At 66.7% G+C, this 19,904-nt stretch carries 16 protein-coding genes; 3 read left to right on the forward strand and 13 right to left on the reverse strand.

What is annotated here, in order from left to right; translation table 11 throughout:
• Window positions 1-70: 70 nt before the first annotated feature.
• The 9 genes from ACMHYJ_RS00275 to ACMHYJ_RS00315 form a co-directional block, all read right to left on the reverse strand.
• Window positions 71-1,072 (reverse strand): FAD:protein FMN transferase, encoded by a 1,002-nt coding sequence (locus ACMHYJ_RS00275; RefSeq protein ID WP_414244193.1) that lies wholly within the window; start codon window positions 1,070-1,072, stop codon window positions 71-73.
• Window positions 1,069-1,650: a nitrous oxide reductase accessory protein NosL gene (locus tag ACMHYJ_RS00280; RefSeq protein WP_414244194.1), complete on the reverse strand. Its 582-nt coding sequence runs from the start codon at window positions 1,648-1,650 to the stop codon at window positions 1,069-1,071. The genes ACMHYJ_RS00275 and ACMHYJ_RS00280 overlap by 4 nt, the downstream gene beginning before the upstream one ends.
• Window positions 1,647-2,477, reverse strand: coding sequence for an ABC transporter permease (locus tag ACMHYJ_RS00285; RefSeq protein ID WP_414244195.1), 831 nt, complete (start codon window positions 2,475-2,477; stop codon window positions 1,647-1,649). Before ACMHYJ_RS00285 ends, ACMHYJ_RS00280 begins: the two co-directional genes overlap by 4 nt.
• Window positions 2,474-3,376, reverse strand: a complete 903-nt coding sequence (locus ACMHYJ_RS00290) for an ABC transporter ATP-binding protein (protein WP_414244196.1) — start codon at window positions 3,374-3,376, stop codon at window positions 2,474-2,476. The genes ACMHYJ_RS00285 and ACMHYJ_RS00290 overlap by 4 nt, the downstream gene beginning before the upstream one ends.
• Window positions 3,373-4,662: a nitrous oxide reductase family maturation protein NosD gene (locus ACMHYJ_RS00295; protein ID WP_414244197.1), complete on the reverse strand. Its 1,290-nt coding sequence runs from the start codon at window positions 4,660-4,662 to the stop codon at window positions 3,373-3,375. Before ACMHYJ_RS00295 ends, ACMHYJ_RS00290 begins: the two co-directional genes overlap by 4 nt.
• Window positions 4,663-4,667: 5 nt before the next feature.
• The gene (gene nosZ / locus ACMHYJ_RS00300) at window positions 4,668-6,575 is read right to left on the reverse strand and encodes a TAT-dependent nitrous-oxide reductase (RefSeq protein ID WP_414244198.1); all 1,908 of its coding nucleotides are present in this window, start codon (window positions 6,573-6,575) and stop codon (window positions 4,668-4,670) included.
• 60 nt (window positions 6,576-6,635) lie between these two features.
• Window positions 6,636-8,999, reverse strand: coding sequence for a 4Fe-4S binding protein (locus tag ACMHYJ_RS00305; RefSeq protein WP_414244199.1), 2,364 nt, complete (start codon window positions 8,997-8,999; stop codon window positions 6,636-6,638).
• Between the two features lie 109 nt (window positions 9,000-9,108).
• Window positions 9,109-9,741 carry a DNA-3-methyladenine glycosylase gene (locus tag ACMHYJ_RS00310; protein WP_414244200.1) on the reverse strand — a complete coding sequence of 211 codons (633 nt, stop codon included), beginning with the start codon at window positions 9,739-9,741 and terminating at the stop codon, window positions 9,109-9,111.
• Between the two features lie 63 nt (window positions 9,742-9,804).
• Entirely contained in the window at window positions 9,805-10,872 is a 1,068-nt protein-coding gene (locus ACMHYJ_RS00315) for an adenosine deaminase (protein WP_414244201.1), read from the reverse strand.
• A 210-nt stretch (window positions 10,873-11,082) separates the two neighbouring features.
• Here ACMHYJ_RS00315 and ACMHYJ_RS00320 point away from each other — a divergent pair, with 210 nt between their 5' ends.
• The 3 genes from ACMHYJ_RS00320 (at window position 11,083) to ACMHYJ_RS00330 (ending at window position 13,960) form a co-directional block, all read left to right on the forward strand.
• Complete coding sequence (locus tag ACMHYJ_RS00320) at window positions 11,083-12,747, forward strand: acyl-CoA dehydrogenase family protein (RefSeq protein WP_414244202.1); 1,665 nt, start codon at window positions 11,083-11,085, stop codon at window positions 12,745-12,747.
• Between the two features lie 92 nt (window positions 12,748-12,839).
• Window positions 12,840-13,466 (forward strand): thermonuclease family protein, encoded by a 627-nt coding sequence (locus ACMHYJ_RS00325; RefSeq protein WP_414244203.1) that lies wholly within the window; start codon window positions 12,840-12,842, stop codon window positions 13,464-13,466.
• A 2-nt stretch (window positions 13,467-13,468) separates the two neighbouring features.
• A complete protein-coding gene (locus ACMHYJ_RS00330; protein ID WP_414244204.1) occupies window positions 13,469-13,960 on the forward strand; it encodes a DUF1178 family protein in 492 nt (163 codons plus the stop codon).
• 195 nt (window positions 13,961-14,155) lie between these two features.
• Here ACMHYJ_RS00330 and efp read toward each other — a convergent pair whose 3' ends face one another.
• The 4 genes from efp to acnB form a co-directional block, all read right to left on the reverse strand.
• On the reverse strand, window positions 14,156-14,713 hold the full coding sequence (efp, locus tag ACMHYJ_RS00335) for an elongation factor P (protein WP_414244205.1): 558 nt from the start codon (window positions 14,711-14,713) through the stop codon (window positions 14,156-14,158).
• 86 nt (window positions 14,714-14,799) lie between these two features.
• A complete protein-coding gene (gene earP / locus ACMHYJ_RS00340) occupies window positions 14,800-15,906 on the reverse strand; it encodes an elongation factor P maturation arginine rhamnosyltransferase EarP (RefSeq protein WP_414244206.1) in 1,107 nt (368 codons plus the stop codon).
• A gap of 58 nt (window positions 15,907-15,964) precedes the next feature.
• Window positions 15,965-17,161, reverse strand: a complete 1,197-nt coding sequence (locus ACMHYJ_RS00345) for a DUF2863 family protein (protein ID WP_414244207.1) — start codon at window positions 17,159-17,161, stop codon at window positions 15,965-15,967.
• Window positions 17,162-17,309: 148 nt separating this feature from the next.
• Window positions 17,310-19,895, reverse strand: a complete 2,586-nt coding sequence (acnB, locus tag ACMHYJ_RS00350) for a bifunctional aconitate hydratase 2/2-methylisocitrate dehydratase (RefSeq protein ID WP_414244208.1) — start codon at window positions 19,893-19,895, stop codon at window positions 17,310-17,312.
• Window positions 19,896-19,904 lie beyond the last annotated feature (9 nt).

Here is a 19,904-nt window from a genome sequence, read left to right on the forward strand (position 1 = left end):
AAGAGGCGTAAATATAACATGTTTTTTTAAAGCTGTCATATTACGCTTTTTCCTGTGATGGCCTGTGGTTTCAGGACAAATACACCAGTTGCCCGGTGCCCGCCGGTAATAACCATGCCTCAGCAGGAAAGCGTGTAACTATAGCACGGATTTTATCTTCTCGCATTTGGCTGAAGGCCGTGGACAGGGCATCGGCGGTGGTGGCGTCGCGCGTGCGCACGCTGACGCTGTGCCAGCGCGGCGTGGCGCTGCCGGTGTGGGGGTCGAACAGGTGGCCGAGGTGGCCGCTGGCGTCCAGGGGGGTGCCCGATCCGCTGGAGGTCGCCAGGGCCTGGTCGTGCAGTTCGATGGTGTCCAGCAGCTGCCCAGCCCGATCCGGGTCGGCCAGGCCGGCCCGCCAGGGGCGGCCGGCGTCGGGCCGGCCCAGGCTGCGGGCTTCGCCCAGGTCGATCAGCGCGTGTTCCAGGCCGTTGGCGCGCAGCAGTTCGGTGACGCGGTCGGTGATGTACCCCTGGGCGATTCCGTTCAGGGTCAGCGCCATCCCCGGGTGCCTCAGACGGATGCGGTCGGGCTGGATGTCGATGGCCCGGTAGTCGACCGCAGCCAGGGTTTGCCGCAGCGAGGCGGCCGGCGGCTGGCTGGGGTGCAGGCCCTGGCGCACGTACCAGTCCCACAAGGGCTGGACGGTGGGGTCGAAATAGCCCCCGGTCAGTTCGGCCAGGGCGCAGGCCTCGGACAGCAGGCGGCACAGGTCGGCGGGCGGGGCATCCAGCCGCCCGGCGCGATTCAGCCGCACCAGCGCGCTGTCGTCGCGGTACAGGCTGAAGATGCGTTCCAGGCGATGGATTTCCCCGATGGCCAATTGGATCAGTTGTCGGGCTTTGCGGGGATCGGGGTGCAGCAGTTGCATCTGGGCGTCCGCGCCCAGGGCGATCCCGCGCCAAGTGGTCAGGGAGGGCAGTTCGGCGGCGTGGCGCAGGGCGGCGTGCAAAGGGGTGGTTCCCAGCAGGGCGGCGCTGGCGGCGGCGATGCCCAGAAATCGGCGGCGGGTGGGTGATGATGTGCTGGTCATGATCGCTCTCCAGAATCCTTGGGGGCGGTAAGTGGCACGGCGGTGGGGGCGTCGGGTTCCCGGTAGCGCAGGATATAGTCTTCGGGCATATCGCCGAAGCCGACCACCCGCCCGCCATAGCGTTGGGCATAGGCCTGGGCGTCTTCCGGTCTGGCAAAGGGCAGGGCATCCGGGGCGCCCATGCCGCCCACGGCATGGCTTTCGATCAGGTAGTGGGCTTGACGGGCGTCGATCCAGGCGTCATCGGGCGGGTTGCCCTGCGCGTCCGCCTGGCCCATGTCCTGCACGTAGATGGCCACGATGGTCTTGGGTTCTTCGGGCAGCAACTGATAGGCGAAGACTTCGCGCACGGTGGAAAACCAGACGGCGCGGGTCTGGTCGCGCAGCAGGATCTGACCCTTGGGGCCGATGTGCTCGGTCAGGTGCATTCCGCAGTAATGGCCGACGGCGTCGTCCGTCAGGGCGACCGGGGCGGGCGGGGGGCCGGAGGGGCTGCCGCCGCCGCAGGCCGCCAGCAGCAGGCCGGCCAGGGCGGCGGCCAGGGCTCGGCCCAGACGAGGAAGAAAAACAGGGGTCATAGCGATCTCCGGCCAAAAGCCCGGGCGGCCAGGGCCAGCGGAACGGCGATCCACAGCACCTGGGCCAGCAGCAGCCATCCCAGCGACAGGCTGGCTTGGCCGCTCAGGCCCGCCATTCCGGCGAACATGGCGATGTTTTCGTGTCCGGTCAGGTTCAGCAGGCGGTACACGTCGGTGGGGTTGAACAGCAGGATCGTATTCAGGAGGGGGGCGGTGATCACCCGTCCCTGGTCGACGACCAGGATCCCCAGCAGGGCCATGTCGTAGATGACCACCAGGAACAGCCAGACGCCGATGGCGATTCCCGCAGCGGTGGGGCGTTCCTGCACCAGGGCGCTGATCAGGTAGCCCATGGCCAGAAAAGCCGCGCCCAGCAGGACGCTGGCGGCGATCAGCAGGGCGAAGGGGCCCCAGGCGGTGAAGTCCAGGCCGCCGAAGGCCAATTGCAGGGCCAGGCCGGCGAGCCCGTAGCCCGCGCCGATGGCCAGGGCCAGAATGATCAGGTGCCCCAGGAACTTGCCCGCCATCACCTGTCGGCGGGATATCGGGTAACTGAGCAGCAGGTTCATGGTGCCCCGGTCGATTTCGCCCACGATGGCGTCGTAGGACAGCAGCATGGCGATCAGGGGCACCAGGAAGATGGACAGGCTGGACAGGCTGACCACCGTGACGGTCAGCGGGTCGACCTTGACGCTGCCCGTGGGGGCGCTGCCCAGGAACCCCAGCGACAGCGCCAGCATGGCCAGCAGGAGGGCGACGGCCAGTACCCAGCGGTTGCGCAGGCCGTCGCGGATTTCCTTGCGCATCAGGATGAAGGTGGGGCTCATGCGTCCTCGCGCTGTAGAAAGTGGGCGTACATTTCGTCCAGGCCGGGTTGTTCCAGTTCGATGTCGATGACGTGATCCAGGGTCTGGGCGGTTTGCAGGTGCCGCAGTTTGTCGGCCTGCGGGCAGCTGATCTCGATGCGCTGGGCGCTGATCTGGCGCCAGCCCGCGGGCGGTGTGATGGGGTCGTGGCTCAGGCTCAGACGGATGCGGACGGGCAGGTCGGCGTCGCGGCGCAGGTCGGCCAGGCTGCCGTCGGCGATTTTGCGGCCTTTTTGCAGGACGATCACGCGGTCGGCCTGGCCTTCGAGTTCGGCCAGCGCGTGGGTGGACAGCAAAATGGCCGTCCCGCTGTCGCGCAGTTCGCGCACGATGTCGTAGAACAGCAGCCGGGACGCGGGATCCAGGCCGGTGGTGGGTTCGTCCAGCAGCAGGATGCGGGGTTTGCCCAGCAGGGCCTGGGCCAGGGCCAGGCGCTGGCGCATGCCTTTGGAATATCCGCCCACCCGCCGCCGCGAGGCTTCGGCGATGCCCACGCGCGACAGCAGGGCGGCGTTGCCTTGGGTGCTCACGCCTTTCAGGCGGGCGTAGAAATCCAGGGTTTCCGCCCCGGTCAGGGTGGGGTGCAGGGCGACGGTCTCGGGCAGATAGCCGATCTGGGCGCGGACGCGGGATGCCGCGCGGCTGCCCGCCAGTTCGCCCAGCACCCGGACCGTGCCGGATTCGGGCCGGATCAGGCCCAGGATGAGTTTGATGAGCGTGCTTTTGCCGGCGCCGTTGTGGCCCGCCAGGATCACGCATTCGCCGGGCTCCAGGTACAGGCTGACGCGGTCGACGGCGCAGTGCGCGCCGTAGCGTTTGGTGACGCGGTGTAGGTCGATCGGGGGCGCCGTGACGGTCATGGCAGGGCCTCGTAGCGTGTCCAGGTGGGGGTGTCGGGGGCGGCCATCAAGGGGGCGCTGTCGATCACGCCGCCGGGCAGGATGGCCGGGAACTGGGATTGCGCCCAGCGCACAATGGTGACGGCCGGGCTGTTCAGCAGCAGCCGGGCATTGGGCGCGCGCCAGATCACTTGGTCGATCAGGCCGTTGGGCCGATAGGCGGTGTCGCCGATGCCGTCGCCGTCCAGGTCGAAGGCGGCGGCATCGGACCAGTAGTTGCCGCGCTGCTGGTCGGACCATTCGAGGAATCGGGTGCCGACGTATTTGACCTGGTTGCGGTTGGCCACGAAGGCGTTGCCGTGGATGCGGTTGCCTTCCGAGCCGGTATAGTGCACGCCGATCCCGCAGTGCTGGAAACGGTTGTCGGCGATTTCATTGAGGTTCGCGTTATAGATGAAGACGCATTTTTCGGCGTTGACGACGACGTTGCCCTGAACCTGGGAGTCGTCCGTGGCGTTCAGCATCAGGCCCTGGTGGGTGCTGTTCACGGCCAGGTTGCCGCGCACCTTCAGGCGGCGCGAGAACATGATGGCATAGCCGATCTCGTTGCCCAGGGACAGGTTGTCGCTGACTTCGCTGTCATTGGTATACATATAGTGCACGGCGTAGCGCAGGTGGTCGAAGCGGTTGTTGCGGAAGACGTTTTCGCGGCTGTTGTTGGAAAAAATGCCGTCGCGGCCTTCGGAGATATGATTGTCGGATACGGTCGAGCCCGGGGCGTTCCACACGGTTACCCCGTTGCCGCGTTCGTTGACGCGCAGCCCGGTGTTGCCGATGATGCGGTTGTGTTCGACCAGGGCGTCGGGCGAGCCCCACAGGTACACCCCCACGGAATTATCCACGATCCGGTTGTGCGCGATGTGGGCGCGCGCGGCGGTCTTGTCCAGGAACACCCCCGCGTCCATGTCGGGCAGGCTCAGGCCCGAGTGGCGGATGGTCAGGTGCCGCAGGGTGACGTCCGGGGCTTGCACCCACAGGGTGCGGCCCTGGCGTTCGCCGGTGATGATGGCGCTGTGATCCGGCGGCCCTTCCAGGGTCAGGGGTTTGTCGATGACCACGTTGCCGGGGTAGTCGCCCGCCGCCAGGCGCAGGGTGTCGCCGGGGGCGGCGGCCCGAACCGCCGCCTGCAGGGAGGCGCCGGCGGCGATGTCCAGTATGGCGGCATGCGCCCCCCCGCAGGCCGAGAAGGCCAGGCCAAGCGCAAGCCCCAGGGCTGCGCCAGACGACAGAAAGGGGGGCTTGGACATGGTTTTCAGGCCTGTTTGGGCTTGACGTACATCTGGCCCGACATTTCCATGTGCAGGGCGTGGCAGAACCACTGGCAGTAATACCAGTGGACGCCGGGGCGCGAGGCCGTGAAGGTCACCGACGAGGTGGCCTGAGGGCCGATTTCCATGGCGATGCCGTAGCCGGTCAGCGTGAAGCCGTGGGTCAGGTCTTCGATGCGCTCCATATTGGTGACGTAGACGGTGACCTCGTCGCCTTCGTTGACTTCGAAGTTGGACAGGCTGAACACCGGGGCCACGGCCACCATGTAGACGCGCACCTTGTTGCCGTCGCGGATCACGGTGGAACCGCCTTCCAGGGTGACGCCGTCTTTTTCGGCTTGCTGGCGGGCGTCTTCCCACATGACGTCGTCGCGTTCCCAGATGTGCTTGGGGCGCACCTTGCTGCGATGGACCAGCAGCATGTCGTGCGGCTCGGCGAAGCTGGGGCCGTCGTGCACCAGTTTCATCTCGTCGCCGGAAATGTCGATCAACTGGTCGTTTTCGGGCTTCAGCGGGCCGACGTTCAGGAAGCGGTCTTTGGAGAATTTGTTCAGCGAGACCAGCCACTTGCCGTCGGCTTCCTTGGTTTCGCCCATGGTGGTGTGGTTGTGGCCGGGCTGGTAGTGCACGTCCAGCTTCTGGATGATGGGATCGACGTCCTTGCCGGCGTAGGCTTCTTTGGCCTTTTCGATGTTCCACTTGACCACCTGGCTGTCGATGAACAGCGTGGTGTAGCCGTTGCCCCGGCCGTCGAAGGCGGTGTGCAGGGGCCCCAGGCCCAGTTGGGGCTCGGCCACGACCACGTCGCGTTCTTTGATCTTGTCGTCGAACAGGTCGTCCAGCTTGCGCACATCCAGCACGGTGACCGTGGGCGAGAGCTTGCCATTGAGGACGAGGTGGATGCCGTCGGGGGCGGCGTTGCAGCCGTGCGGCGAATTGGGCACCGGGATGTAGCGGGTGTACTTGGAGCCTTTGCGCCCGTCGATGACCGGCACGCCGTTGATTTCCTTGTAGTCGCCGTTTTTGACGGCTTCTTCGATGCGGGCGAGGTTGAACACGACGCACCAGTCCTGCTCGTTGGCGGACATGTCGGTGACGTTCAGGCCTTTTTCCGAGTTGTAGCAGGTGGAAAAGGAGTATTTGCCCTGGTAGTCGGCGTCGCCGTTGTCCAGATTGCCGTCCACCATGACTTGCCAGGCGACCTGCATGGTGTCGCCGTCCACGGCGGTGTAGATGGCCCAGAAGTTCTTCTGCGGGTCGTCCATGACCGCGCCGGTATTGGGCACGGGCACGATGTGTTCGCCGTTGCAGAACACATAGCCGGTGCGCGGGTAGCGTTGCGGGCGCAGGCCGTGGATGCCGTCGGCGTTGGGGATTTCCAGGATTTTGTCGGTCTTCATCACGTCGCAGCGGATGCGGGCGACGCGGTTGTTGGCCTTGTCGTTGATGAAAACGTAGCGCCCGTCGTAGGTGCCGTCGGTGAACGACATATGGGGGTGGTGCGCGTCGCCGTTGGGCAGCACGGGCTGGTTGCTGTCCTTCAGAAACTGGCGCGTTTCCGGCGTCAGGTTTTCGTTCAGGATCTTGCGGCTTTCGTTGGTGCGGCCCCAGCCGGTGGCGCTGCACATATTGAAGACGGGGATGCGCACGAATTCACGCATGGACGGCAGGCCCATGACGCGGATTTCGCCCGATTGGCCGCCCGAGTTGAAGGCATAGTATTCGTCCAGATCGCCCGGGGCGACCTCGATGGACTGGTGGCCTTTTTTCTCGTCTTTGGCGTGCGCCGCGAAGGGGGCGGCGGTGCCGATGGCGGCTGCCCCCGTCAGGGCGGCGGTGCCGAGAAACCCGCGGCGGCTCAGGCCGGGTTTGTCATTGCTTTGGTCGGACATGAAGTTCTCCCAGGTGGAGGTGTGGCATAGCGTCCCCGGCCGCCGGGCCGGGGTGGGCCGCTATGGGTTTGATGAAGCGGGGCTGTTGTCCACGGGGCGCGCGCGCACGGTGGGTTTGCGGCTGACGACGACCTCGCCGGGCAGGCCCGCGTCGGGCGGCGGCGCTTTGGTGCGTTTCAGCTTGGCGTTTTTCTGGATCAGGTGCGGGCAGCGCTTTTCGTTGTGGTACAGCTGCTGGCAGTTCAGGCACTGGATGCATTCGTTGGGGTTGATGTCGCCTTCGGGATTGATGGCCTGCACCGGGCATTCCACCGCGCACAACTGGCAGGGGTTGCCGCAGGTCTTGTAGCGGCGCAGCCAGTCGAAAATGCGCAGGCGCGCGGGGATGGCCAGGGCGGCCCCCAGGGGACACAGGTAGCGGCAATAGAAGCGCTCGATGAACAGGCCCGGCACCAGCACCAGGATGGCGAAGATGACGAACGGCCAGTCGCGCAGGAACTTCAGGATGATGGCGGTCTTGAAGGGCTCGATCTCGGCCAGCTTTTCGGCCAGGCCCAGTTCGTACATCGACACGCCGAACAGGATCAGGAAGAAGATGTATTTCAGGCCCGCCAGGCGGGTATTGACGCCGTGCGGGACTTTGATCTGCGGCACGCGCAGCAGCTTGGCCAGCTTGTTCAGGAGTTCCTGCAGGGCGCCGAAGGCGCACAGCCAGCCGCAGAAGGCCCCGCGGTTCCAGAAGATCATCGACATCGCGGTGGCCACCCACAGGATGAACACGATGGGATCCATCAGGAAGTATTCCCAGCTGAAGTCCGTGCGCAGCGACGTGGTGAAGGTCAGGACGTTGACGACGGACAACTGCGCCTGGGCGTACCAGCCGATCCAGAACAGGGTGAAGATCAGGAATCCCGTGCGAAAGCGCTTATAGAGCTTTTCGTGCTTCGTCAGTTGATCCTGGAAGAAGAACACGCCGATCAGCAGCACCAGGGCAATCGAAATAATGACGATCTGCCCGACCTTGGCGGCCCACATTTGTTTCCACAGGGCGGGGGCGGCGTATGCGTCGGCTTCGGCATAGGCGGCCGGGCCGGCTTGCGCGGGGCGGTCGGCTTCGGCGGGCGGGGGCGGCGGGGCGTCCACCTGGGTGTAGGCGTCCGGCAGGGTGTAGTTCAGGCTCAGGGTGGTGAAGGCTTTTTCCTTGACACTGAGTACCCGCTGCACGGCCAGTTGCAGCCGCCAGGGTTCGACCGGGTTGAAAGTGGCGTCTTCCGGCACGGTGAACAGGGCGATTTCCTTGAGGCCGGGGGCGCCGGCCGCCATGAGATCGGCCAGGCGCTGGTGATCCAGGTCGGTGAAGTGGAAGCTGTGTTCTTCCTGCACGACTTCGATGCGGTCGAATACCCCGCCGCGCACGTAGCCCGAGCCCTTGAAGGAATAGCGCCCGTTGCCCGCGACCAGGATGGCGGATTGCCCCGGGGCCAGGCGTTCCTGCAGGTATTTGTATTCGGTGTCGCCCAGCAGGCTGCGGCCGATGCCGGGCACGCTGACCACGGCGGTGTAGAGGTCGATGAAGGTGTCGTCCGGGTCGCCGGGTTCGGGCTTGTCGATGGCCGCCTGGCGGCCGGTGTTTTCAAAAGCCTGGTTGATGTCGGCCACGCGGACATGCAGCTGGCCGACAGCGCCGGATTCGAGCAGCGTGTCCCAGGATGCCGTGTCGGTCTTGCTCATGTCGATGCTGCGGGTCTCGACGGGGGCGGCGGCGGTCTGGCCTGCGCGGCCGATGCCGTAGTCGCGCGCCACGGCCATGACCGAGCGTGTGATGCTGTCGCCCACCACCATCAGGGTGACGGTGGCCCCGCTGACGATGTCCACGGGGGGCGGGCTGCCGGGCTTGGGCGGGCTTTTGATATAGTTCAGGCCCACATAGCCCGCAATGAAGTGATCCACTTTGGATTCGGGAATGCCGATCAGGACGATGGGTTCGTGGTGTTCGACCAGTTTGGCGCCCACGATCTCGCCGTCCAGCGACAGGCCCACCAGGGTGTCGATGGGCTTGCTGGAATAGCCCCGGGTGTTGACGATGTCGGTGGTGAGGTACACATAGCCCAGCAATTGCTTGCCCGCGTAGGCGCGGGCGACCACGGGCTTGCCTTCCGGGGGGCCGATGCGGTCGGCGCCGGGGAAGATGTCGGCGGGCTGGATTTTTTGCAGGAACGCGCCCAGGCGCGGGCCGCCCCCCAGAGCCGTGCCGCTTTGGCCGAACTGGTACGCCTGGTGCTTGACGTTGCTGGACGTCTGGGCGAATGCCTGGGGCATGAATGCGGACAGGCTGAACACCAGCGCCACAAACCAGACGGCCCAATACACGCGGGCAGGCAGGGAACAGGAATACAGCAAAAGCTGGCGGGCGCGGCGCAACATGGCATGAACGGCAGTGGGTCAATGACCGGGCCATCTTATCGACTAGGGATAACCCTTGTCTTGAGCCATATCAAAGAGAAGCCTGAATTCTTGCTGAATGTGTTCGGGCTCAGGGCTTTTGCTTGCGGCGGGGGGGGCGGCTGACGGCGGGGTGGCCGTCGATGTAGAAACGCAGGAGCTTGTCGGCCCATTCGCCGGCGTAGTCGACGCCGATGCGGGGGCTGGTGGCGATACGGCCCGGCGCGGGGGCGTCGTCCCGGGCCAGCCACAGCGTTTCGCCGCACAGGTCGATGCCGTAGTGATCCAGGTTGATGTCCAGGGCGCGGCATAAGCGGCCGGGGCCGTTGGTGGCCGCTTGCACCCCGCCGACCGGGGCCAGCGCCCGCAGCAGGACGGCGGTGCCGCTGCCCTCGGGGCCGGTGACGACATTCATGCAATGGTGCATGCCGTAGATCAAATAGACATAGGCGTGGCCCGGCGGCCCGAACATGGCCCGAGTGCGCGCCGTGCGTCCGCGCGCAGTGTGGGCGGCCAGGTCGGTGGGGCCCAGGTAGGCCTCGACTTCGACGATGCGTCCCAGGCGCAGGCCCTGGGGGGTGGCGCGCACCAGCAGGCGGCCCAGCAGGTCGGGGGCGACTTCCAGGGCGGGGCGGTCGTAGAAGGCGGGGCCCAGTTTTTGGCGCGTCCCCTGGATGGCGTCCGAGGGCAGGCGCAGTTTATCCAGGTTGGCGGGGGCGGTCATGCGTGGGGCCTTTGGGTCGCTGTGGCTGGGTGGAATGGGCGGTATGGGCGGCTTGGCTCGGCGTCAATCCTGGGCGGCGGCCATGGCCAGTTGATCCAGCAGCCGGGTTTTTTCCGCATCGGGCAAGAAAGCGGCTTTCAGGCTGTTGGCGGCCAGGACGGCCAGTTCTTCGCGGGACAGATCCAGGGCCTGGGCGCATGCCAGGTAGTTGTCCAGGACGTAGCCGCCGAAATAGGCCGGATCGTCGGAGTTGACTGTGACGCAAGCGCCGGCGCGCAGCAGCTGGGCCAAGTTGTGGTCGGCCAGGCGGGGAACCACGGCCAGTTTCAGGTTGGACAGGGGACAGACGGTCAGGGGGATCTGGCGCTGGATCAGGGTGCGCAGCAGGTCGGGGTCGTCGCTGCTGCGCACGCCGTGGTCGATGCGCGCCACCTGGAGGGTGTCCAGGGCGGTGCGCACGTAGGCGGCCGGGCCTTCTTCGCCGGCATGGGCCACGCGCTTGAAGCCCAGTTCGGCGCAGCGGGCGTAGATTGCGGCGAATTTTTCCGGCGGATTGCCGAGTTCGGCGGAATCCAGCCCGATGCCGATCCAGAGGTCGCGGTACGCGTCGCGCAGGGGCAGGGCGGCTTCCAGGGTGGCGAAGGCGTCGGCCTGCGGCAAGTGGCGCAGGAAGCTGAGTAACAGGTAGCTGCTGATCCCCAGCGTCTTGCGGGCTTCGCGCAGGGCGCGCGCCAGGCCGGCGAACACGGTGTCGATGGCGATGCCGCGTTGCGTATGGGTTTGCGGGTCGAACATGATTTCCGTGTGCGCCACGCCATCGGCGTGGGCGCGGCGCAGGTAAGCCATGGCCAGATCGTAGAAATCCTGTTCGGTCACCAGGACGCTGGCCCCGGCGTAGTACAGATCGAGGAACGATTGCAGATTGGTGAACTGGTAGGCGGCGCGCACGGCGTCTACATTGGCGTAGGGCAGCGGGACGCCGTTGCGCGCGGCCAGCGCGAACATCAGTTCGGGTTCCAGCGTGCCTTCGATGTGCAGGTGGAGCTCGGCCTTGGGCAGGCGGCGCAGCCAGGCGCTCAGGCCGGTGTCCCGCGGCGTCGGTGCGCCGGGGCTGGGCAAGGAGGAGGGCATGTCTGAACCTGTCTGGTGGGCAAATCCCGATTATAGTCGCCGCGTTGCCGCGTTGCCGTCTGCACGCCCGTGTCCCCGTTTTGCGCCGCCGCCTGCCGCCGGGTCTTGGGTCGGCGAGGGCCGGCCCGGCCGCAGACGGCGGGTGGTTGCCATTGGCCGGCGAGGGGGTAGACTGGGATGTCATCGTATTTTCAATCGGAGGGCCGCGCCATGGGCAAGCCAGATTTTTCCACCGGGCAGCCGGCGCATCGCCTAGCGCCGGGCAACCAGGCGCCGGACAACCAGGTGCCTGATCTGCCGGATTACAACCTGTACCTGACGGATGCCTGCCTGGTGGAAGGCGTGCGCCGCGAGGGGGCGCACAGCCATGAGGCCAGCCTGGCGGCCTGGGGCCAGCGCCTGGGGCGGGCCGACCTGGCCCGGCTGGCGGCCGAGGTCAACCGGGCGGCGCCGGTGCTGCGCGCTTTCGATCGCACCGGGCATCGCATCGACCGGGTCGAGACACATCCGGGCTGGCCGCACTTCCTGTCCCTGGCGTTTGCCCAGGGCATGCAGGGCCGGGCCTGGCTGCAGCCGGAGGAAGGCGCCCACGTTGCGCGGGCGGCGCATTACCTCATGCACGGCCAGGTCGAGGCGGGTTCCTTGTGCCCCATCACCATGACGAGCGCGGCGATCCCGCTGTTGGCCCGCGAACCCTGGTTTGCCGACCTGCAGCCCAAGCTGGCCAGCGATGACTACGACGACCGGGATCTCCCCTTGGCGCGCAAGCACGCCATGATGGTCGGCATGGGCCTGACCGAAAAACAGGGCGGCTCCGATTTGCGCAGCAATCTCAGTGCGGCGCAGGCGGTGGGCGATGGCTGGTTTCGGCTGTCCGGGCACAAGTGGTTCTTTTCTTCGCCCATGTCCGATGCCCACCTGATGCTGGCGCGCGACGGTGATGCCCATTCCTGCTTCTATGTGCCGCGCTGGCTGGATGATGGCCAACGCAACGGGGTGCGCATCCAGCGTCTGAAGGACAAGCTGGGCAATCGCTCCAATGCCAGCGCCGAGGTCGAGTTCACCGACGCGCTGGGCCGGCGGGTGGGCGAACCCGGCCGGGGAATCGCCACGCTGATCGAAATGGCCAGCACCACGCGCATGGATTGCGTGCTGGGCAGCGCGGCGCTGCTGCGCCAGGGGGTGGTGCAGGCCATCCACCATGCCCGGCACCGGCGGGCGTTCGGCCAGTACCTGATCGACCAGCCCTTGATGCGCCAGGTGCTGGCCGACCTGGCGCTGGAATCCGAGGCCGCCACGGTGCTGGCCTTGCGTCTGGCGCGCACGTTCGATCACCCGGAAAACCCGGCGGAGCAAGCCTGGCGACGTATCCTGACCCCGGCGGCCAAGTTCTGGGTGTGCAAGCGCAGCATCGAGGCGCTGGCCGAATGCATGGAGGTCTGGGGGGGCAACGGCTACATCGAAGACGGCCCCATGGCGCGCCTGTATCGTGAAGCGCCGGTCAATTCCATCTGGGAAGGCTCGGGCAACGTGATGTGCCTGGACGTGCTGCGGGCGGCCCGCCATGCGGGGGCGTATCTCGGCCAAGCGGTGGATGCCCTGGCCCAGTCGCACCCCGGCGAGCCCGCCTTGCGGGACACCGCTTCGCGCCTGCTGCGTGGCTTGCAGGCCCCGCAGCCGCCGGTGCATCTGGCCCGCCAGATGGCGCAGGATCTGGTCTTGCTGGCGCAGGCCGATCTGTTGCTGCGGCACGCGCCCGCGGCCGTTTCGCGGGCTTTCGTAGACAGCCGCCTGGCGGACGCCGGGCGGGTGTATGGCGCCGGCCTGACGGACTTGACGTCCGAGGCCTTGCTGCAACGCGCCTGGCCCGGCTGAATCAGCCGCTACAATGCGGGTTGGCCGGCGCGCCGCTTGTGCATGCGTGCCGTCGACGCTCATCCACCGGGGGGCCATCCGGCCTGAAGCCCATGCGCAATCTGCTCTTTCGTTTGCCCTGTCCCCGGCTCCGGCCGCCGGATGTCCGGGGTCGTCCGGCGGCCGGCTTGTCCGCGCTGGCGTTGGGCGTCGCCCTGTGTCTGGGGCTGCCGCAGTCTGCCGGGGCGGCGCAGGCCGCCTATACCATCCAGGGGCGGGTGGTGCAGGTGGCCGATGGCGATACCCTGACCCTGCTGCGGGGCCGGCAGCGCGTGCGGGTGCGTCTGGCCAGTATCGACGCCCCGGAAATCGGCCACAGCAGGCAGCGCCCGGGCCAGCCTTATGGGCAGGCGGCGCGGCGGGCCCTGGCGGAACTGGTCGCGGGCAAGACTCTGGCGCTGCGCTGCTACGAACAAGACCGCTACGGCCGTGAAATCTGCGATGTGCCTTTGGCCGATGGGCGCACCGCCAGCCAGGCGCTGGTGGCCGGCGGCCTGGCCTGGGCCAATCTGCAGGGGGGCGGCAAGTATCTGCGCGACGACACCTTGCCGGGGCTGCAGCGCCAGGCCCGCCAGCGCGGCTTGGGCCTGTGGCAGGCCCCCGGCCCGGTCGCGCCCTGGGAATGGCGCTGGAAATGCTGGCAGGCTCTTGAAACCGGAAAAACCACCACCATCTGCTGACCATGGCACTGAAAGTATTCGACCTCGCTTGTGAACATGACCACGTCTTCGAGGGCTGGTTTGCTTCGCAGCAAAGCTACGACGACCAACTGGCCCAGGGGCTGGTGCGGTGTCCCGTGTGCCAAAGCCGGCGGATCACCCGGCGGGTGTCCGCGCCGCATCTCAATCTGGGGCATTTGCGCCAGCCGGACGCGCGGGATGCGGCGGCGGACAAGACGCCCGTACCCGCGGGGCGGGCGGCCGTGGCGGCGCCGTCCAGCCGCCAGCTGGCCAGCCTGCAGGCCGAAGTCCTGCGCCAGGTGCGCAAGATCGTGCGCCAGACCGAAGATGTCGGCAACCGCTTTGCCGACGAGGCCCGCCGCATGCACGAGGGCGAAGTCGAAGAACGCCCCATCCGGGGGGTTGCCTCGGTCGAAGAATGCCGCGAACTCGCCGAGGATGGTATCTCGATCATGCCCATTCCCGACATTCTGGATGATGACCGCTTGCAATGACGGGATCGTCGCCGGTATCCTGCGCGCCGTCCGTTTGCAATAACGGGATCGTCACCGACATCCTGGCGATGCCCGCCTGCAATGACGGAACCGTCGCCGCCGGATGAAAAAAGCCGGCGCCATCGAGCCGCATCCGCCGGGGTGGATCAATGTCCAGCCCCGGGGCGGCCCGAAGGCGCCGGCGTAGCCGCTTTCTTACATCACGCGGCTGCGGTATTCATTGGTGCGGGTGTCGATTTCGACCTTGTCGCCGATGTTGCAGAACAGGGGGACGGCGAGCTCGAAGCCGGTGTTGATCTTGGCGGGTTTCAGCACCTTGCCGGACGTATCGCCCTTGACGGCGGGTTCGGTGTAGGTGATTTCACGCACGATGATGGTGGGCAGTTCGACCGAGATGGCGCGGCCGTCGTAGAACACGACCTGCACCGCCATGCCTTCTTCGAGGTAGTTCAGCGCGTCGCCCATGCTGTCGGCCTCGACTTCGTGCTGGTTGTATTCCTCGTCCATGAAGACATACATGGGGTCGGCGAAATAGGAATACGTGCATTCCTTGTTGTCCAGCATGACTTGTTCGAATTTTTCGTCGGCCTTGTAGACGGATTCGCTGGCGGAGCCGGTCAGCAGGTTTTTGAACTTGAGCTTGACGACGGCGGAATTGCGGCCCGATTTATTGTATTCGGCCTTTTGCACGACCAGAGGGTCGTTGTTGACCATCACGACATTGCCGACGCGCAGTTCTTGGGCGGTTTTCATGGTGTTAGGACTCCGGGGGATTGACATGCCCCGGGCAGACCAACGCGCATACCGAGGCAACAGCAGAAAAAAGTTAACTGTGCATTCTAACCTGTTTGGCGGTGGTGCAGGCAAAACGCCACCAGGCTCTGGGCCAGATCGGGCTGCCGGGCCAGGTCGCGGGCCCAGTTCCGGCTGCGCCGCCGCCATTGCGCCCAGGGCGCTGGCGCCAGGGCCGCCGCCAGGTCGCGGGCCAAGGCGGCGTCGTCTTCCTGGTTCCAGGCCAGGGTCAAGGCCCGGGCCGGGGCGGGCCATTGAGCCCGATCCAGCCAGGCGTTCAGCTTGTCCAAGTGAGCGGCTTCGGCCTGGCGGTAGATGTGCCATACCAGGGGCGCGCCGGCCCAGATTGCCCGCACCAGGGAATCCTCGCCCCGGACGAAGTTCAGGTCGCAGCACCACAGCAAGGCGTCGAAACGGTCTTGGGGCACAAAATCGAAGGGCAGAACCCGCATGGCCCCCAGGCTGTCGAAGCCAGGGGGGGCGTGGCCGGGCGTCAGGACGTAGACGGGCCGATCCAGCCGGGACAGGGCGGTTCGCAGCCCGTCCAAGGGCGCATCGGGATAGCAGAACAACAGGATCAGCCAAGCGTCCCGCGCCCAGCCGCAGGTGTCCAGGCCGGTCAGGGCTTGCAGCCGCTGGAAGCGATCCTGCCGGCGGGCCTGGCCGTGCCGGGCGAATAGATCGGGCTCACGCAGCAGGCCGCCGCTGGCGGGGCTGAAGCCCGGGAAATAAAAAAACTTCTTCAGCCCGCCAGCCTGCGGCGAGGGCAGGCCGTGGCAGCCGTCTACCCAGGCCTCGGCGCTGAGGTATTCCAGGTTGATCCACAGGCATTCTTGCGCGGCCATGGCCGCCTGGTAGGGGCTGGGGAGTGTGCAGCCGAAGGCTTCGATGACCACGCCCTGGCGCGGCGGCGGCGTGTGCGCCGCCTGCGCCCAGTCGTTGACGGTGACGCCCGCCCAGGTCTGGGTGGCGCGCCGAACCTGGATGGCGGGCGCCAGCGCCGCCAGGGGGGCCAGGCGGTCGATCCACAGACGAACCGGATGACCCAGGGCACGCAGCTGGCGGGCCAGCCGCCAGCAGACGCCCGCGTCGCCGTAGTTGTCGATGACCCGGCAAAACAGGTCGAAGGGCTGGCGGGGGCCGGGGGGGGTCATCCGGCGGGCCATCCCTGCGGCCCGCCGGCCGGCGCGGCGTGGCGGCCAGGCAGGCGGATCAATGGAATTGCACCGGATCCGGGTCGATTTCTTCGGGCAGCTCGGGGTGCTGCATATCGCCCAGCATATTCGGGAAAAATGGCGTGCCGCAGTCTTCGCAGAATTCTTGGGCCTGGATGCCGGGCAGCCGGCGGACTTCTTGGATGCCGGCTTCGCGCAGCAGCGCCGCGAGGGTGTCCCAGGTGTCCGCCTGGCCGTCTTCCGCGGGGTCGGGGTCGGATTCCTCTGGCGTCAGCGCGGGCCAGATGCAGCCGTAGATGACGTCGTTGCTTTGGCGGGTGCAGAACCCGATGCGATATTCTTCGATGGCCTGGTCGCCGCAGGCGACGATGGCCGCCCGGAGCTCTTGGCCGGGCAGGTGGGCAGCGGTCTGCAGCCAGGTGATGGCGGCTTTCAGGGTCAGGGGCCGGATGGCCTGGTCGGCGGCGCGGGTGCTGTGGTAGAAGGCTTCCGGGGGCAGGTATTCGGTCAGGCAGCCGGTGAACAAGGGCGTGACGATCTGCGCGCAGCCTTCGGACCATCGCGTGGCCACCGCGTCGCGGCTGGGCGCGCCATCGGCCGGCGGGGCTTGCCATTGGAACAAGGCCCGCCCCTTGGGCACCACCACCAGGGCCATCAGGAAATAGGCATCGGCCAGCAGATCCTGGGGCGTGTCGCCGGGGCGGATGTCGGGGGCGTCGCGGCGGGCCCCCAGGGCGTGCTGGGCCATGGCGTTGACCCACTGGCGGGCGTCCCGAAAGGATTGCGGCAGCTGGTCGAAGCGCACGAGATCGGGCACCAGATAATGGATGGCGTCCGGGGACAGGACGGTTTCCGCCAACAGCGCCGACAACTGCTGGCGCTGTTGGGGATCCAGCTGGCCCGCCGGCAGCTGGTAGCGCGTCCAGGCCAGGATCGGGGCTGAAATCAACTGGGCGTCGTAGGCCTGGTTCTGGTGGTCGAGGTGGATTGCGCTGGAATAGGCCTCGGCCTGTTCGACCAGGATTTCGTAGGCGGGGGATTGCTGATCCAGCAGATAGTCCAGGGCGGCCTCGATGGGGTGGCCATGGCGTGCGGCCAGGGCCTTGACCAGGGCCTGGCCCAGGGTGTGCTGCCACCAGCTTGCCTCCAGCCGGCTGCCGCAGGCAGCCAGGGATTCTGCCAGCGAGATCAGGTTTTGGGAGGTGCGAGACAAGGAAGATGTGCGAGCGGACATGGATGAATGAAAAAATCTGGGTGGCGTTAGTGTACCCCGAGCGCTGCGTGGTTTTTGACGCCAAAAGGCCCCGGCGATGCCGGGGCCTTTGTGTCTCGGGTGCCGGCCATGGGCCGGGCACCCGTCGGGGGCTTGCGCAGCGGCCGGATCAGGCGTCGACCGTGTTGGCCACCGCCGTGAAATCTTCGATCTGGTCGAAGTTCATGTAGCGGTAGATGTCCTGGCTGTCCTTGGCCAGCAGGCCCATGGCTTCCAGGTATTCGTCGCGGGTGGGGATGCGCCCCAGACCCGAGCAGATGGCCGCCATTTCGGCCGAGCCCAGGAAGACGTTGGCGTTTTTCCCCAGACGGTTGGGAAAGTTGCGCGTGCTGGTGGAGAACACCGTGGCGCCTTCGCGCACCTGGGCCTGGTTGCCCATGCACAGGGAGCAGCCCGGCATTTCCATGCGTGCACCCGCCGTGCCGAAGGTGCCGTAGTGGCCTTCTTTGGTGAGTTCGCTGGCGTCCATCTTGGTGGGCGGGGCCACCCACAGCTTGGAGGGCAGGTCGCGCTTGCCCTTCAGCAGAGCGGCGGCGGCGCGGAAGTGGCCGATGTTGGTCATGCAGCTGCCGATGAAGACTTCGTCGATGGCCGTGCCGGCCACGTCGGACAGGGTTTTCACGTCGTCCGGGTCGTTGGGGCAGGCCACGATGGGTTCGTGGATATCGGCCAGGTCGATGTCGATGACGGCCGCGTATTCGGCGTCGGCGTCGGGTTCGACCAGCTGCGGGTCGGCCAGCCAGGCTTCCATGCTCTTGATGCGGCGCGTCAGCGTGCGGGCGTCCTGGTAGCCATTGGCGATCATCCATTTCAGCAGCGTGATGTTGCTGTTCAGGTATTCGATGATGGGTTCTTTGTTCAGGCGCACCGTGCAGGCGGCGGCGGAGCGTTCGGCCGAGGCATCGGAGAGTTCGAAGGCTTGTTCGATCTTGAGGTTGGGCAGGCCTTCGATTTCGAGGATGCGCCCGGAGAAGATGTTTTTCTTGCCTTTCTTTTCGACGGTCAGCAGGCCTTGTTTGATGGCGTACAGCGGGATGGCGTTGACCAGGTCGCGCAGCGTGACGCCGGGCTGCATGGCGCCCTTGAAGCGCACCAGCACGGATTCGGGCATGTCCAGCGGCATGACGCCGGTGGCGGCGGCAAAGGCCACCAGGCCGGAGCCCGCCGGGAAGCTGATGCCGATGGGGAAACGGGTGTGCGAGTCGCCGCCCGTGCCGACCGTATCGGGCAGCAGCATGCGGTTCAGCCACGAGTGGATGATGCCGTCGCCCGGGCGCAGGGACACGCCGCCGCGCGTGCTGATGAAGGCGGGCAGTTCGTGGTGGGTCTTGACGTCCACGGGCTTGGGATAGGCGGCGGTATGGCAGAAGGACTGCATGACCAGGTCGGCCGAGAAGCCCACACAGGCCAGGTCTTTGAGCTCGTCGCGCGTCATGGGGCCGGTGGTGTCCTGGCTGCCCACGGAGGTCATGCGCGGTTCGCAGTAGGTGCCGGGGCGCACGCCCTGGCCTTCGGGCAGACCGCAGGCGCGGCCCACCAGTTTTTGTGCCAGCGAGTAGCCTTTGCCGGTGTCGGCGGGGGCTTCGGGCAGGCGGAACAAGGTGGTGGGGGGCAGGCCCAGCGCGGCCCGGGCCTTGGCCGTCAGGCCGCGCCCGATGATCAGGGGGATGCGGCCGCCGGCGCGCACTTCATCCAGCAGGACGTCGGATTTCAGCTGGAATTCGGCGATGACCTGACCATCTTTGAGTGCCTTGCCGTCGTAGGGGCGCAGTTCGATCACGTCGCCCATATTCATGCCGGACGTGTCCAGCTCGATGGGCAGCGCGCCGGAGTCTTCCATTGTATTGTAGAAGATGGGGGCGATCTTACCGCCCAGGCACACGCCGCCGAAGCGCTTGTTGGGCACGAAGGGGATGTCTTCGCCCGTGTGCCAGATGACGGAGTTGGTGGCCGATTTGCGTGATGATCCGGTGCCGACCACGTCGCCCACGTAGGCCACCAGGTGGCCCTTGGCCTTGAGTTCGTTGATCAGGGTGATCGGGCCGACCTGGCCCGGGGCGTCGGGCGTGATGCCGTCGCGCGGGTTTTTCAGCATGGCCAGCGCGTGCAGCGGGATGTCCGGGCGGCTCCAGGCGTCGGGGGCGGGGGACAGGTCGTCGGTGTTGGTTTCGCCGGTTACCTTGAAGACGGTCAGCGTCAGGCTGTCGGGGACTTCGGGGCGGCTGGTGAACCATTCGGCATCCGCCCAGCTTTGCAGCACGGCCTGGGCCTGGGCATTGCCCGCCTTGGCTTTTTCTTCGATGTCGTGAAAGGCGTCGAACACCAGCAGGGTTTTCTTCAGGCCTTCGGCGGCCACGGGGGCCAGCGTGGGATGATCCAGCAGTTCGATCAGGGCGCCGATATTGAATCCGCCCAGCATGGTGCCCAGCAGCTCGGTGGCGTGCGTGGGGCTGATGAGGGCACAGGTTTCGCTGCCCAGGGCCACGGCGGCCAGATAGGACGCCTTGACCTGGGCGGCGTCGTCCACCCCGGCCGGGACGCGGTGCGTGAGCAGATCCAGCAGGTATTTTTCTTCGCCGGCGGGCGGGCTTTTCAGCAGTTCGATGAGGTCGGCGGTTTGTTTGGCCGTCAGGGGAAGCGGCGGTACGCCAATGGCCTCGCGGGCGGCGGCTTCGGTGCGATAGGATTCCAGCATGGAGATGCC

Origin of the sequence: Castellaniella hirudinis, assembly GCF_047468865.1 — a bacterium.
Classification (GTDB): domain Bacteria; phylum Pseudomonadota; class Gammaproteobacteria; order Burkholderiales; family Burkholderiaceae_B; genus Castellaniella; species Castellaniella hirudinis_A.

Coding starts and splice junctions, on each gene's coding strand:
- ACMHYJ_RS00290 (WP_414244196.1), bottom strand. CDS start 3,376: ATGACCGTCACGGCGCCCCCGATCGACCTACACCGCGTCACCAAACGC.
- ACMHYJ_RS00330 (WP_414244204.1), top strand. CDS start 13,469: ATGGCACTGAAAGTATTCGACCTCGCTTGTGAACATGACCACGTCTTC.
- ACMHYJ_RS00320 (WP_414244202.1), top strand. CDS start 11,083: ATGGGCAAGCCAGATTTTTCCACCGGGCAGCCGGCGCATCGCCTAGCG.
- ACMHYJ_RS00315 (WP_414244201.1), bottom strand. CDS start 10,872: ATGCCCTCCTCCTTGCCCAGCCCCGGCGCACCGACGCCGCGGGACACC.
- nosZ (WP_414244198.1), bottom strand. CDS start 6,575: ATGTCCGACCAAAGCAATGACAAACCCGGCCTGAGCCGCCGCGGGTTT.
- ACMHYJ_RS00325 (WP_414244203.1), top strand. CDS start 12,840: ATGCGCAATCTGCTCTTTCGTTTGCCCTGTCCCCGGCTCCGGCCGCCG.
- ACMHYJ_RS00280 (WP_414244194.1), bottom strand. CDS start 1,650: ATGACCCCTGTTTTTCTTCCTCGTCTGGGCCGAGCCCTGGCCGCCGCC.
- ACMHYJ_RS00285 (WP_414244195.1), bottom strand. CDS start 2,477: ATGAGCCCCACCTTCATCCTGATGCGCAAGGAAATCCGCGACGGCCTG.
- ACMHYJ_RS00310 (WP_414244200.1), bottom strand. CDS start 9,741: ATGACCGCCCCCGCCAACCTGGATAAACTGCGCCTGCCCTCGGACGCC.
- ACMHYJ_RS00305 (WP_414244199.1), bottom strand. CDS start 8,999: ATGTTGCGCCGCGCCCGCCAGCTTTTGCTGTATTCCTGTTCCCTGCCT.
- acnB (WP_414244208.1), bottom strand. CDS start 19,895: ATGCTGGAATCCTATCGCACCGAAGCCGCCGCCCGCGAGGCCATTGGC.
- earP (WP_414244206.1), bottom strand. CDS start 15,906: ATGACCCCCCCCGGCCCCCGCCAGCCCTTCGACCTGTTTTGCCGGGTC.
- ACMHYJ_RS00345 (WP_414244207.1), bottom strand. CDS start 17,161: ATGTCCGCTCGCACATCTTCCTTGTCTCGCACCTCCCAAAACCTGATC.
- ACMHYJ_RS00275 (WP_414244193.1), bottom strand. CDS start 1,072: ATGACCAGCACATCATCACCCACCCGCCGCCGATTTCTGGGCATCGCC.
- ACMHYJ_RS00295 (WP_414244197.1), bottom strand. CDS start 4,662: ATGTCCAAGCCCCCCTTTCTGTCGTCTGGCGCAGCCCTGGGGCTTGCG.
- efp (WP_414244205.1), bottom strand. CDS start 14,713: ATGAAAACCGCCCAAGAACTGCGCGTCGGCAATGTCGTGATGGTCAAC.